We start from the raw sequence: 14,889 nt of genomic DNA on the forward strand, positions 1-14,889 counted from the left end.
TTTCAGGTGCTCACGTACCCCCACGTACGCTCCGCTCCTCAGTCCCTAGCTTCATTCAATCTTCTCGGTGCTGAAAACCTGACTTTTTGAACACGCACTTATATTACATCACTCGTTTGAACAGCTTCTCCAAATCATAGGTGGAGAAGGAAACGACAATCGGGCGGCCGTGCGGGCACGTATAAGGCTGCTTGCACCGGCCGAGCCGCTGCAGCAGCACACTCGCTTCCTGTTCGGTGAGCTTCTGGTTCGCTTTGATGGATGCACGGCAGGAGCACATGATGGACGAAGCCTCGCGCAGCTTGGCCAGGTCAATCGTTTTTTCCTGCAGCACCCACTCTGCCATCTCTTCAATGACGTCGGCCTCTTCACCCTTGGGCAACCAGTAAGGGTAGGAAGTAACGCGGAACGTCTGTCCTCCGAAATGCTCCAGATGCACGCCCGCCTGCTCGAACCAGTTCAGCCTCTCCTTCAGCTTTTCCGCTTCGGATGGCGTAAATTCGAGCGTAATGGGGAGCAGCAGCTCCTGGGAGGCTGCCTCCGGGTTGCCGAATTTCTCATAATAAAATTCATAGTTGATGCGCTCATGGGCGGCATGCTGGTCGATCAAATACAGACCACTGTCATTCTGTGCGATCAGATACGTTCCATGATGCTGCCCGATCAGGGTCAGCTCCGGAAAACGCGGTATTTCAGGGGCTGGGCCTTGAAGCGCCCGCTCTGCTGCAAGCTGCTGGGCCTTCTGTGCCGCCTCCTGCCGATAGGGAATTCTCCGTTCCTCTGCCGCCGGCTTGTAGGTTGATGCCGCCGTCTCGCGGATACCGGGCTGCTGCCTGGAGAAGCCCCCTCCGTCCCGCCCTGCAGCCTGACCATCCCGCTCACCTGTTCCGGAAAGGGCTGTCTGTGTTTCATACGGCGCCGCATGCTGGCGATCGGCGGAAAACCCAAGCTCTGGTGGCGGTGACGGCAGGTCCGCTGGTGCCTCAAGGTCCTCCTCTGCAGCGCTGACAACCGGCTGACGCGGTTCAGCAATTTCCTGCTCCTTCGAGAATTGAAATTGCTCCTGAATGATCGATTTGCTTTCCCTGCTGGCTGGCTCGCGTTTGACTGCCTTCGGGATCAGCACCTGCTGCTGCAAGGCGGCTCTGACCGTCTCCTCCACGAATTGATAGAGCTCCGCCTCCTTGCTGAACCTCACCTCAAGCTTCGCCGGATGCACGTTCACATCCACCAGCGAAGGATGCATCTCCAGCTTCAGCACGGTCAGTGGATAGCGGTTAATGGGCAGCAGCGTGTGATAGGCCTTCAGAAGCGCCTGATTCAAGCCATAGCTGCGGACAAAACGGCCGTTGACCACCGTAGAAATCGCGCTGCGGCTGGAACGGGTCCATTCCGGCTTGCTGACATATCCGCTGACCTTGTAGTCCAGGCTATCGCCTTCCACGGCCAGCATCGCTTTGGCGGCGGAGGTGCCGTATACGGCGGCGATGACTTGCAGCAGATCGCCGTTGCCCAGCGTCTGCAGCAGCACATTATCGTTGTGGCGCAGCGTAAAAGCGATCTCCGGATGAGACAGGGCCAGACGATAGAGCACGTCCGAAATGTGGCCGAGCTCCGTCTGGATCGTTTTCATATATTTAAGTCTTGCAGGTGTATTGTAAAACAATTCGCGGACCGTAAAATCAGTGCCCTGCTGTGCGGCGGCATCCTCATGCGACACAAGCCTTCCGCCTTCAATGACGATGCGGCGGGCGCGCCCGTCATCGCTGGCGGAGGTCAGCACCTCGACCTTGGCTACCGCCGCGATACTGGGGAGGGCTTCTCCCCGGAAGCCAAGGCTTGTAATCTGAAACAGATCGCGGCCATGCACAATTTTACTGGTGGCATGCCTGTAAAAGGCCGTCTCGACATCTTCGGGCTCAATGCCGCTGCCGTTGTCCAATATGCGAATGCTTGCCAGCCCGCCTTCTTCAACCATGACATCGATGCGCGAGCTGCCCGCGTCGATCGAGTTTTCAAGTAGCTCCTTCACGACGGAAGCGGGCCGTTCAACAACCTCACCCGCCGCGATCTGGTTGGCGATGTGCTCGTCCAGCACCTTGATTTTCGCCATGACGTTCTCCCTCCCCGTCCGAATATAATAGGCCGGTTACAAATCAACCGCGCTATGCTTCAGCTCGTTCAGCAGCTGCATCGCCTGCAGCGGCGTCATATTCATGATGTCCGCCTGTTTGACCTTGCGGATGATGTCCAGAACCGACGGATCTACTTCTGCCTCTGGCTGTTCAGGAGCTATCTTCCGTTCAACCGACTCCTCTTCCTCACCAAACATGGACAGCTGGACAACCGTCTCCTTCACCTGGTTGTTCCTGTTTTCCTGGTAATTCTTGCTATCGGTATCAGACTGTAATCCGACTGCGGGCATTTCCCGCGCTTCTGGCATCTGTCCGGCATCGGAGTCGGCTGCCGCTTCCACGCCGGCGGTTACCTGTGCGGCAGCCTCCACACCGGCAGTCACCTGGGCAGCAACCTGCTCGAAGCCAGCCAGCAGCCCGTTTGCCCGGTTTATGATCACATCGGGCAGACCAGCAAGCCGGGCACAATAGATGCCATAGCTGCTGTCAGCCGCTCCGGGAATCAGCTTGCGCAGGAAATTCACCTTGTCTCCGCTTTCCTGTACCGCCATCGAGAAGTTGCGCAGCGAGTGCAGGCTCTCCTCCAGATGGGCCAGCTCGTGGAAATGCGTCGATACGAGCGCCTTACAGCCGATTTTGTCATGCACATATTCGATGACCGCCTGGGCGATGGCCATGCCTTCGCTCGTGGACGTGCCTCTGCCGAGCTCGTCGATAATGATCAGGCTGCGGGCTGTCGCTTTCTCCGTCATGACCTGGATGTCCGCCATCTCCACCATAAAGGTGCTTTGCCCTCCGATCAGGTCATCCGCCGCCCCGATGCGTGTAAAGATGCGGTCCAGAATCGGCACCTCCGCCTTCGCGGCGGGGACAAAACAGCCGATCTGCGCCATGATGGCGATCAGCGCAACCTGGCGCATGTAAGTGCTCTTTCCGGCCATGTTAGGCCCGGTAATCAGCAGAATGCGAGCGGCCGCTTTTTCCAGACCAGTGGCGTTGGCGATAAAACCTCCGTCCTTCATGACCGCCTCCACGACCGGATGCCGCCCCTGCTCCACCTTGAAATCATACCCGTCCGTCATCTCCGGCTTCACAAATCCGCGCTCCGCGCTGACGGAAGCCAGCGACTGGTAGACATCAATCTCGGCCACCTGCTCGGCCAGCTTCTGCAGCCGCTGAATTTCTCCGTTCAGCTTTGCCCTTAATTCGCTGAAGAGGCTGTATTCCAGATCGGCCATCTGGTCCTCCGCCTCCAGAATCAGCGTCTCCTTTTCCTTCAATTCAGGAGTTATGTACCGCTCCGCATTGGCCAGTGTCTGCTTGCGCTCATATCTGCCTGCAGGCAAGGCGGAAAGATTCGATTTGGTGACCTCGATATAGTAGCCGAAAACCTTGTTGTAGCCGATTTTCAGGGAGCGGATGCCTGTCGCCTCGCGTTCCTTCGCTTCCAGCTCGGCAATCCAGCGCTTGCCGTTCACGCTCGCTTCACGCAGCTCATCCAGCCGCTGGTGATAACCTGCCTTGATAATCCCGCCTTCGCGTACCGACACAGGCGGTTCCTCCGCGATGGCCTTGTCGATTTCGCCGCACAAATCGGCGCACTCATCCATGGTGTCCGCTATGCTGAGCAGAGTCGTCGAAGGCGACTCGCTGCAAAGCTGCTTCAGCTCCGGGATGCGCGCCAAGGACAGCTTGAGCGCAATCAGATCGCGCGCATTCGCATTGCCGAAAGCGATGCGGCCGACAAGCCGCTCCAGATCATAAATGTCCTTCAGCTGCCCGCGCACATCCTCCCGCAGAATGAACTGGTGATACAGCTTGTCCACGGCTTCCAGGCGCTCTTCTATAGCGCTGCGGGACAGCAGTGGTTTATCGATCCATCTCCGCAGCAGCCTGGAGCCCATGGAGGTCTCCGTGCGATCCAGCAGCCACAGCAGGGAGCCTTTTTTCGAGCGCTCCCGCACGGTCTCCACCAGCTCCAGATTGCGGCGTGTGAACGGATCGAGAATCATGAAATGATTCGGCTCGTAGGCGGAAATAGTTGTAAGCTGACCGAGCGAACGCTTCTGCGTCTCATGCAGATAGGCCAGCAGCCTGGAGACACAGACGCGCCGCTCCATGGTTGTCCGCGCCCATTCGGCTTCGCCGAACTGCTGGCGCACAAGATCATCCTTCGCCTTGTCCCAGGCCGTATAAACAACCTTGCGGCCTGTAACCGAACTTCTGGATGCAATGAGCTCAAGCAGCTTTCCGTCCCCGATCATTTCAGAGGGCTCGTAAATGTTGACTTCATCCATCAGCCATTCCTCGGAATAAGGCGCGGAAGTCAGATAAAGCTCCCCTGTGGACAAATCGCAGGCAGCAAGAGCCAGCATGCCGCCGCTCTCTGTCGCACAAACCATGTAATTGTTCGAGCGCTCGCCCAGCGCTTTACCCTCCATCACGGTGCCCGGCGTCACCACCCGCACAATTTCACGTCTTACCATGCCTTTGGTGACGGCCGGGTCTTCCATCTGCTCACAAATCGCAACCTTGTAGCCTTTTTCAATCAGCCTTTGGATATAGTTCTCAGCCGAATGATATGGGACGCCGCACATCGGAATTTTTTCACCGATTCCCCCGTCCCGTCCGGTCAGCGTAATTTCCAGTTCCTTCGCCGCCAGCACCGCATCATCAAAAAACATCTCGTAAAAATCGCCGAGCCTGAAAAACAAGAACGCGTCCTGTGCCTGCTCTTTTACCTTTAAATACTGCTCGATCATCGGCGTGTACTTTGCCATAACTACCCCCACCAAACTTGCTTTTTTATAAAATCAGCCATCCTGTTGATTGTGTTGTATTTCCCGAATCTCTATTGTGCGTGTTCAAAAAGTCAGGTTTTCAGCACCGAGAATGTTGGATGAAGCAAGGGACTGAGGAGCGGAGCGTACATTAGGTACGTGAGCACCTGAAATGTTTCCGGAGGAAACATGCTTCGAAAGCATCTGCTTAGGCCCGGCTGAATTCAAGATTCGATGTCGAGTCCGCTTCCTGATTTCCTTCGTGATCAAAAGATGACTTTTTGAACAACCTCTATTATACCAAAAAAGGCCTCCCGGATCATGGGGGCGACGGGAGGCCCCACAGCGGGCGAATATCCCGCGTCTCATCCCACGCCTCCCTGCCGCGGAGGCAGCGGATAAACGGGGCTGTAAATTCCCTGTACTCCTCATAAGAGGGCAGGCGCTCGATATCGTTCAGGAGCGGTTCCAATGCCTTATACAGCTTGGGCTTATCTCCTTTGTAAAAAGCCTCATGGATGGCATCCTCCTGCAATGGACGCTGCGCCAGCTCCCTGTAATGGCGGGCGATCAGGTAGGCAAAACCGATGACACCTTTGGCAAGCAGCGGGGAGACGAGAAAGCTGGGGAGCGTGCGGTATTCGAAGCCCCCGTGGGGCTTGCGGCGGAAATCTCCCAGTGTGCCATAACGCGGACGCCGCGCATGGGTCCGCTGATCCTCAAGCAGCGCTACCGGCAGGGCAAGGTAGTTATCCAGCACCCGCAGCAGCTCGCCGCTGAGCTCAATTCCGCTGAAATGCAGATGGCCGCCCAGGGGCAGCCCGCGCTGCGGCATGCCCCCGGCCTGCCAGATCAGCGTCCTGTCCGTGATGCGCCGCGAGGCAAACGCCATCGCGTTCCGCAAGTGGCGCAGCAGCCGTGATGGCTCAGGACTCGGCGCAGGGCGCAGCTCCGCCACCGGGAAAAGCGTCCTTCCGCGCCGTGACACGGCGTCGCAGCCCGCTTCCCCCTGCCGGTCAAGATACCTGGAGGCGGGAACCACTCTTTTCTCGGGCAGCCTGACGAGTAAAAATTCGGGGTCCATGCCGATGAGCGGCCGCTCTCCGGCCTGAAGCAGCTCCTTCTCCGCGGCAGATACTGCAGCAGATAACGCGGATTGATACAGCTCCCTCAAGCGGCTGTCGTGCCGCCAGGGCTCTTGCCTTACGCGCGTTACCCCGTATCCCCCGTTTCGGTCAGGCATAAGCACAATTTCCCCGGAATCAAGCCCAAGGGTATACAGACTGCGCACCGCAAGCCTCCCCAGGCGGGTATGCAGGAGGGAGCCTGCTGCCAGCGGGCTGCTTATGTTCGACGGTGCGGCAATACCCGATCCTATGCTGCGGATTTCCAGTACTTGAAGCCGCTGCACCTGCACAGCGTAACCGAGCGTAAATGCATCCGAAGCTGACCGCACGGTCAGCATTTCAGCGATCCCCGTCCGCTGTAATCTGCGGCATTTCTCACGGACAGACATTTTTCTGAACACCTCCGGCAAACGATCCAGTTCCTGCATGCCGACCGAGCCTCCCTATAAGAAGTTGTTCAAAAAGTCATCTTTTGATCACGAAGTAAGTCAGGAAGCGGATTCGACATCGAATCTTGAATTCAGCCGGGACTTCCGGTGCTCACGTACCCCGAGTACGCTCCGCTCCTCAGTCCCTATCTTCATTCAACCTTCTCGGTGCTGAAAACCTGACTTTTTGAACTCGTACTATAAGGCATCAAAACTTAAAAAAAGAGGGCATTCGCCCTCTACTTTGCTGCAGCCCCCGCATATGATGCTGCATAAACCCAAAACAAACCTGATTACAATTCGTCGTCAATAAGATCCAGATCGAGCTCTTCAAAATCTTCTTCGCCCGAGACGTACTCATAATCTTTTTCCTCAGCATCCCCGCAGCTGTCGCATACGAGTACACACACCTTGGTTTCTGCAACCATTTCTACCGCGAACTCGCGCTCCACGCGGATAATGACGCTGCCCCCACCGGGAGATACACTGGCTTCGACACAGCTTGGTTCCTGCGTTGCCTCCGCAGAAACCTCAACTGTTGACTTCCTGTGTTTCGAATCCAGATAGGAGAGGCCCACCTGCTCGACGTAGGATACCGTTTCTTTAGCCACGTCGGTTTGGGAGTTGTTATCATAGGAGTACCAGATGTTGATATGGTAAGTTCCAACAACCTCAATCCCTTCACCGGCAGAAACCGCTTCATACTGGTGGTTGATAACCCAGGCCCCCAGGATGCTTGTCGGATTATTTGGCGGAGTCACGGTATGAGTTACGGTAGAGAATTTGCGGCCTTTACCACAAACCGCTTTGGTTATGACTTCTCTACATTTGTGTTTATGACTCAATGACATTTTGAACCTCCTCCATACAATCATTCACTACATGTGTATGCAGGACATGGGCGAATGTTGAGTGAATAGACATAGAGAAATTGATATTATTTAGAAAAGCCGGAGGCCTGCGGTTACCTTGAGCTATTTTTAGTATATGGGCGACCGCCCGCAAACATGATTGTTGGCCAAGGGGAAAGCGCATGTTTTGATAAAACATATTCGGCCGGACATCCAGTTAACACCGCTCGCAGGCAGCGGTGTTCTTTTTTTGTTACCTCTTAATCTTTTTTCACAACAAAAAAACCGAATCTCACTGTTCTGAGAAACGGTATTTAGGATTCCTTATGCTTCTGCCTGCTTCAAGTCCACCGGTGACGGAGCCTTGTCCTTTTTGGCGATTTTCAGGTATTGCGACAGTTCACGGCTGAGCTGCAGGATGGCCGATCTGACTTCGAATTCCTCACGCGTAGCCGGCAGATCCATTTCCTTGAATTTCTCATCCACCTGCTGCAGCAGCTTCTCCGTACGGCCTGTGTAGTGCTCCGTCACAACATCGACGCTCAGCTGCTCAAAAAGCTCCGCCACAAGCTCCGCCTGCGGCATATGAAGGTACATCTGCGAGATCAGCTGCATCATGTTCTGGATGGAATCCAGCTGCTGTCTGCGCATATAGAAATACACCTTCCAGTCCTCGCGCGGGTGCAGCACCTGATTTTCCAGCGAGCGGCCCGCTTCGCTGATCCCTTTCGTTATGGCCTGATCCGCCGCAATCATTTCACTGCCGTCCCAGTCATCATCCGGATTCCGCAGCGTTTGCGCGATTCGGGTAAATATAATGGAAAAAGTCTGATCAATGTGCTGGCGAATTTCCAGCATCGTATTATCCGTCCGCGGCATGTAAGCCAGGTTGACCACCATCGCGGAGCCAAGCCCGATCAGCAGCAGCCACAGCTGGGTCAGCAGCACCTCCATATCGACCACGCCCTCGCTGAACACCCGGAAGACGACAACAGATCCCGTTACAATTCCTTCCTTGAAGCCAACCCTGACAATGACCGGAAAAGCCGTTAAGATGTACAGGGCCAGCACCCAATAATGAAAGCCGAACACATCGAATAAAACGCTGGCAAAAAGCAGGCCCACCACGGAGGCAAAAAAGCGCGCCGAAATGGTGCGAATGCTTCTTTTACGCGTGACATCCACGCCAAGTATCGCAAGCAGCCCTGCCGATGTGGGTCCGGGAATGCCGAGCCCGTCCGCGACAAGCACAGCCATCAGCGCAGCAATCGCCGTTTTAATCACACGAAAGCCCATGAAAAAATTTCGCCCTTCCTTGAAAACTGATTGATTATTTTCATAATACCTTACTTTGTACACTTACGTAAACTTGGAAAGCGGCAAGAAAGGCATTGACGTGTTACCGGATATCGCCGGGATCACTGTTTTTACGCCAGCATACTACACTAACACAATTTACGCCAACACAAAAACGGCCGGGTACAGGAACTCTTGCCCCTGCTCCGACCGCCGTTTACCATGTCTTTTAATGCTTTTAGTACCGTCTGCCCGCCAAAAGCCTTCGCTCCATATAAGCAACCCCCTGGTACATCAAGGCCGCAATGATGGAAATCAGCAGCAAGCTCGACATGACGAGCGTAAAATTGAACACCTGAAAACCATAAATGATCAAATAACCCAGACCCGCACGGGCCGCCAGAAACTCGCCGACAATGACCCCGATCCAGGCCATGCCGACATTGACCTTCAGTGTGGAAATGATGGCCGCAAAAGAGGCGGGAAGCACCACCTTCCGGAATTCGTCCCGCTTGCTTCCGCCGAAGGAACGGACCACCTTAATATAATTGGCGTCCACCTCGCGGAAGCTGTTATAGACGACCAATGTCGTAATGATGATAATGATGGATAAGGTTGTCATCAGGATCGCCGTAAAGCCGGCCCCAAACATCACGATGAAAATAGGGCCAAGCGCTACCTTGGGCATGCTGTTGAATACGACCATATAGGGGTCCAGCACCCTGGAGAGAAACGGAAACCACCAGATCAGTACGGCCAGCGCCGTTCCGAGCAGCGTACCCAATACAAATCCCGCAATCGTCTCACCGACGGTAATCGCCAGATGGCCCCATAATTCCCCGCTGACGGCATCTCCGTAAATTTGCCCAAAAACCTTGCTCGGATAGCTGAAGAGCAGCACATCGATCCAGCCGAGCCTTCCCGCCAGCTCCCAAAACAGAAAAGAGGCGATCAGAATCGCCAGCTGAACCGCACGCACCCGCCATTTGGCGGCCTGGTTGCGCCGCTTGTATTCCAGATGAATGCCCTGCATCCATACCTGCGTTTCCGCTTCCGTGCCAGTATTCATAACTGTGTCACTCCTTTGCGCCGGAGGCTTCGAGCTCGGCCCAAATATCACGAAAAAGCTCGTTGAACCCCTCCTGCTCCCTTGCATAAAAGGGCTGCGCCTTCCGGATCGGTTCGGGAACCGTGAACGAGCTGCGGATTCGTCCGGGATTGCGGTCCAGCACGAGAATCCGGTCGCTGATTGCAATGGCCTCAGCCAGATCATGCGTAACGAGGACAGCCGTTTTTCCGTGGGCGTGCAGCGTATCTGCGATCAAATCCTCCAGTTGCAGCTTCGTCTGATAATCCAGGGCGGAAAACGGCTCATCCAGCAGCAGCAGATCCGGGTCCGTCGCCAGCGTCCGAACGAGGGCCACGCGCTGACGCATTCCTCCCGACAGCTGGGAGGGGTACAGATTTTCGGTGCCTTTAAGCCCCATGTCTCCCAGCAGACGCAGCACCCGCGCTTGTGAATCCTCCTTAACGGCCCGGGTCAGCTCAAAGCCCAGCATCGTGTTTTCCAGTATTGTACGCCAGGGAAACAAGTAGTCCTGCTGCAGCATATAACCCACTCTGCGGTCCGGTCCCGCTACCGGCTTGCCCTGAAGCAGCACACGGCCGCCTGCTGGTTGAAGCAGACCTGCGATCATGGACAGAATGGTGGTTTTGCCACAGCCGCTCGGACCGACAAGACTGATGAATTCACCGGGCGCAACCGTAAAGCTTACGTTATCGACAGCAAGTGAGGCCTCTTTTTCCGTAACGTAGACATGTTTAATATTTTGCAGTTCCACCAGAGGGATCAATCCGATTCCTCCTTCCCTCGTAAGCCTATCTTTTTTACCTGTTACTTGGAGCTTGCAGCCTTTTCCGCATACTGATTGTTGACGATCTCTTCCAGCGGAACCCTGCGCTGCAGTTCGCCTGCACTATCCATTACGTTCTGAAGATTGGTCCATTCCTTGTCATCGATCACCTGATTTTCCGCATAAGTGCCCTGTTCCTTGTACCGCTTGACGCTGCTGATCACAATATCCTTCTCCGTGTCCTTGAAATAAGGGAGGATCGCTTCGGCGATTTCTTCCGGAGAATGCTCTTTCACCCACCTCTGGGCCTTCTGCAGCGCATTCGCGAATTTTTGAGCGGTCTCGCCGTTCTGCTGCAGATAGCTTTGTTTCGCCATATAAACCGTATATGGAAGCAGCCCGCTTTCCGTACCGAAGGAAGCAACGACACGCCCGCGCCCCTCTTTCTCAAAAATGGAAGCCTGCGGCTCGAACAGCTGTACATAATCCCCAGTGCCTGACGCGAATGCGGATGTGATGTTGGCAAAATCTATATTCTGGATCAGCTGCATATCCTGATGAGGGTCAATGTTATGCTTGCGCAGCGCAAATTCTCCGGCCATCTGCGGCATTCCGCCTTTTCGCTGTCCGAGAAATTCACTGCCCTTAAGCGACTCCCAGTTGAACTCCCCTTCGGTGCTCCTTGCAAACAGGAAAGTCCCGTCGGTCTGTGTCAGCTGAGCAAAGTTAATTACCGGATCCTGGGTCCCCTGCTGAACGACATAAATAGATGTCTCCGACCCGATCAGCGCAATATCCGCCTGATTGGACAGGAGCGCCGTCATGGACTTATCCCCACCGGGAATCGTCGTCAATTCCACATCCAGTCCTTCCTCCGCAAAAAAGCCCTGACTTAACGCTACATACTGAGGCGCATAAAAAATGGTGCGCGCCACCTCGGCGAGCCTAACCTTCGTCCCGCCCTGCTCCGGCGAGCATCCCCCCAGCAGCAGCAATCCGCACAGCGCTACCGCGGCCGCGGCCTTCATCCAACCTGCTGCTTTCATCACCTTTTCCTCCATTTCACTGTGCAAGTCTGTAGTATGTATATGCACAGCCCGGATGGTTGGTCAAAGTGAATCATACCAAAGCCGCTCCGAAAACGAAGCATTCCTCCAGTCGCTGTTGACCCTGCGGGCCAAAGGCGAACGCTGCGCTCTTCCGGAATTGCTTCGTTTTCTCCGCAGGTGCGTGCAAATCCACTTGTGAACCAACTAATAGGTTGGGAGGTAACAAAAAAAGCCGGGAACCAGAGCGTGATAGCTCGGTTCCCGACCCTTTGCGTCAAGTTATAGTTTATAGATTTCGGTATATTTCGCTTCCAGATAATCGGCCAGATAGTCCGGATTCAGCTCCTCGCCCGTAATGGACAGGATCAGCTCGGACGGTGTGCGGCTCTTGCCGTAAACATAAATTTTGTCCGTGAGCCATTCCTTGATCGGCAGCAGATTGCCCTGCCCGATGAACTGGTCGAAATCCGGCATCTGTTTACGCAGCGTCGCCATAATCTGTGCGGCATACATATTGCCGAGCGAGTAGGAAGCAAAGTAGCCGAAATCCCCTCCCGACCAATGCACATCCTGCAGGACGCCCAGTGAATTATTCGGCGGCGTAATGCCCAAATATTCTTTATATTTGGCATTCCATACTTCCGGGAGGTTTTTCACTTCAAGTCCTTCATTAAACAGCATCTTTTCAATTTCATATCTTACAATAATATGCAGGTTATATGTAAGCTCGTCGGCTTCGATCCGGATCAGCGAGTTCTCCACCCGGTTCACAGCCAGATGGAACTGCTCCAGTGAAACCCCGGCAAGCTTATCCGGAAAATGCTTCTGCAGCTCCTTGTAGTACCGCTGCCAGAACGGCTTGCTGCGGCCGATCATATTTTCCCACAAACGGGATTGCGATTCATGAATGCCCATCGAAGTGCCTTCCGCCAGCAGCGTTCCGGCCAGTTCAGGGCTGATGTTCTGTTCATACAACGCATGACCGCCCTCGTGCAGGGAGCTGAAGATTGCGCTCAGCACGTCGTCGTGAACGTAATGTGTCGTGATGCGTACATCCCCCGGATTTAATCCGGTTGCAAAGGGGTGTACGCTTTCGTCCAGGCGGCCTGCCTCAAAATCATAGCCCATCTGCTCCAGTAAATACAGCCCGAACTTTTCCTGCTGGCCTACATCATATACATCCTTCAGAAAGGATACATCAGGCTTGAGCGGCGAAGCCTGTATTTTCTCAAGCAGCGGAACGAGCCTTTTTTTGAGCCTGTCGAATACCGCATCCAGCTTCTCCACCGTCATGTCCGGTTCATACATATCCAGCAGCGTATCATAACGGGTATTTTTAACTCCCCAGTAATCTATAAATTCCTGCTTCATCGCCACGATTTTGGTCAGATAAGGCTCAAACCCCGCAAAATCATTGTCGCCCTTCGCCTTTTCCCAATAGCTTTCCGATTGGGAGGCCAGAACAGCGTATTCCTTGATTTTTTCGGCAGGCACAGACTTGTTCTGCTCATAATCCCTGCGGCATTCCTCGACCAGCCGGCGGTCGATGTCTGCGAGCTGCGCGGCGGCTTCCGGCGCCGACAAAACCTCCAGCAATTCCTTCATTTCATCCGATACCTGAAGCTTAAATACCTCCGTTGACAGCATGCCTACCGTCTCCGAACGGATCTCAATTCCTTTGCGCGGCGCTCCTGTCCGCATGTCCCAATGGAGAAGCGCGATCGCCTCGCCATAACTTTTGATCTTGTGCACCAGTTCCTTGAACTGCTGCAAACGGTCCGTTAACTGCTGCTGCTCCATTCCATTCACCTCAATTTAGGTTTAAATACCGGTTTATCAACGCTCCCGGTTTGTTCCATACATCTTGATGATAATAATTAATCGCCGTATAATCAAATGCTAAGGGATCAGAACGTCAGACTTCAACTACAATAAATAAAGTGAGGAGATGGAGAGATGAACCATATTCAGGCCATTTTGGAGCATAATAAACAGTTTGTGGCGAGCAAAGAGTATGAAGCCTATCGGACAGGCAAGTTTCCGAACAAAAGAATGGTAATCATCACCTGCATGGATACCCGTCTGGTTGAGCTTCTGCCCCGTGCCATGAATCTGCGCAACGGCGATGTGAAGGTTATCAAAAATGCCGGCGCCATCATTTCACAGCCCTTCGGCAGCGTTATGCGCAGTGTGCTCGTCGCCCTGTATGAGCTGGAAGCTGATGAGGTCGTCGTTGTCGGCCATCATGAGTGCGGCATGGCGGCTCTGAATTCCGAGGTCATGATCCAGCATATGCTTGAGCGGGGAATCGATCAAAAGGTGCTGGATACGCTGGAGCATTCGGGAATCAAGCTGAAAAAATGGCTGCGCGGGTTTGACAACGTGCAAGAAGGGGTAAAAAGTACTGTGGAGATCATTAAGAATCATCCATTACTTCCCCCCCGAGTACCTGTACACGGCATGATTATCCATCCCGAAACCGGGGCGCTTGATCTCGTGGTTGACGGGTACGAAAATTAGGCATCTCTCTGTTTTGGGCACGGATTTCATAATCCGTGTCCTTTTTTTGCGCTTTGCAGCGTAAAAAGACGGGCTGTCCGCGGGTAAAGTTGAATACCATACAGTTCTAGTGTACACTTTCATTATGACAGCAGCAAATGCTGCAGTATCCAGCCGCTGATAAATTTCTTTTCTTGTAATAATGGATGAAGGAGATAACGCTTATGAATTTATTGTCCTATGGTTTGTTGGGACTTTTGGCCCGGCATGAATCCTCGGGGTATGATCTGATGTTGCGTATTCAGCCTTTCTGGCAGGCCAAGCACAGTCAGATCTATCCGCTGCTTGCCCGGATGGAGAAGAACGGCCTGCTCTCCTCCCGCTGGATTCAGCAATCGGATAAACCGGACAAGAAAATCTATATGATTACGGACAAGGGGATCCATGCGCTGCAGCAGTGGACCCATGAATCGGTGTCTCCTCCGGTTACCCGGGACGAAATGAGCCTGCGGCTTTTCTGCCTGTGGCTAGCGGATAAGGGAAGCGCCATCCGTATGTTTGAGGAGAGAAAACGTCATTTTAATCAGCGTATTGCTCACCTGGAGGACTACCTGAGCACCGTTCCTGCGGAAAATCTGAGCTTCGGCAGCCAGGCCTTCGGCGATTACATTCTCGTGCAGAAAGGGCTGCTGAACGCCAAAGCCGGGCTGGACTGGTGCAATATGGTGCTGAAAATGCTCGCGGTCGGAGACGTTCGGGAGGAGCAAAATCCGTTTATGCTGAGAAATTAATTTATTTCTTTTTGAAACCAAACTCCGTATTCATCGTATATAGGGTTAGCGGCTGGAGAACAATTATTTTTACAATAATC

The 14,889-nt window shown here is 54.0% G+C and carries 11 protein-coding genes; 2 read left to right on the top strand and 9 right to left on the bottom strand.

Annotated features, from left to right (window positions below; genetic code table 11):
• Positions 1-103: 103 nt before the first annotated feature.
• From mutL to ACI1P2_RS19755, 9 genes are all read right to left on the bottom strand, one after another.
• Positions 104-2,113, bottom strand: a complete 2,010-nt coding sequence (gene mutL / locus ACI1P2_RS19715) for a DNA mismatch repair endonuclease MutL (protein ID WP_355321795.1) — start codon at positions 2,111-2,113, stop codon at positions 104-106.
• Between the two features lie 36 nt (positions 2,114-2,149).
• Positions 2,150-4,915 carry a DNA mismatch repair protein MutS gene (gene mutS / locus ACI1P2_RS19720; RefSeq protein ID WP_355321797.1) on the bottom strand — a complete coding sequence of 922 codons (2,766 nt, stop codon included), beginning with the start codon at positions 4,913-4,915 and terminating at the stop codon, positions 2,150-2,152.
• A 319-nt stretch (positions 4,916-5,234) separates the two neighbouring features.
• Complete coding sequence (locus ACI1P2_RS19725; protein ID WP_355321799.1) at positions 5,235-6,470, bottom strand: putative amidoligase domain-containing protein; 1,236 nt, start codon at positions 6,468-6,470, stop codon at positions 5,235-5,237.
• 293 nt (positions 6,471-6,763) lie between these two features.
• Positions 6,764-7,321, bottom strand: a complete 558-nt coding sequence (cotE, locus tag ACI1P2_RS19730) for an outer spore coat protein CotE (RefSeq protein WP_355321801.1) — start codon at positions 7,319-7,321, stop codon at positions 6,764-6,766.
• 324 nt (positions 7,322-7,645) lie between these two features.
• On the bottom strand, positions 7,646-8,617 hold the full coding sequence (locus ACI1P2_RS19735; protein ID WP_355321803.1) for an aromatic acid exporter family protein: 972 nt from the start codon (positions 8,615-8,617) through the stop codon (positions 7,646-7,648).
• 238 nt (positions 8,618-8,855) lie between these two features.
• Positions 8,856-9,650, bottom strand: a complete 795-nt coding sequence (locus ACI1P2_RS19740; RefSeq protein ID WP_408976280.1) for an ABC transporter permease — start codon at positions 9,648-9,650, stop codon at positions 8,856-8,858.
• Between the two features lie 43 nt (positions 9,651-9,693).
• Positions 9,694-10,470, bottom strand: a complete 777-nt coding sequence (locus ACI1P2_RS19745) for an ABC transporter ATP-binding protein (protein ID WP_355321807.1) — start codon at positions 10,468-10,470, stop codon at positions 9,694-9,696.
• A gap of 41 nt (positions 10,471-10,511) precedes the next feature.
• Positions 10,512-11,516: an ABC transporter substrate-binding protein gene (locus tag ACI1P2_RS19750; protein WP_355321809.1), complete on the bottom strand. Its 1,005-nt coding sequence runs from the start codon at positions 11,514-11,516 to the stop codon at positions 10,512-10,514.
• A 282-nt stretch (positions 11,517-11,798) separates the two neighbouring features.
• Complete coding sequence (locus ACI1P2_RS19755; protein ID WP_355321811.1) at positions 11,799-13,319, bottom strand: carboxypeptidase M32; 1,521 nt, start codon at positions 13,317-13,319, stop codon at positions 11,799-11,801.
• A 156-nt stretch (positions 13,320-13,475) separates the two neighbouring features.
• Here ACI1P2_RS19755 and ACI1P2_RS19760 point away from each other — a divergent pair, with 156 nt between their 5' ends.
• Positions 13,476-14,039 (top strand): beta-class carbonic anhydrase, encoded by a 564-nt coding sequence (locus ACI1P2_RS19760; RefSeq protein ID WP_355321813.1) that lies wholly within the window; start codon positions 13,476-13,478, stop codon positions 14,037-14,039.
• 203 nt (positions 14,040-14,242) lie between these two features.
• Entirely contained in the window at positions 14,243-14,809 is a 567-nt protein-coding gene (locus ACI1P2_RS19765; RefSeq protein ID WP_355321815.1) for a PadR family transcriptional regulator, read from the top strand.
• Positions 14,810-14,889: the final 80 nt, after the last annotated feature.

Source organism: Paenibacillus jiangxiensis (assembly GCF_046098255.1).
GTDB classification, from domain to species: Bacteria; Bacillota; Bacilli; order Paenibacillales; family Paenibacillaceae; genus Paenibacillus; species Paenibacillus jiagnxiensis.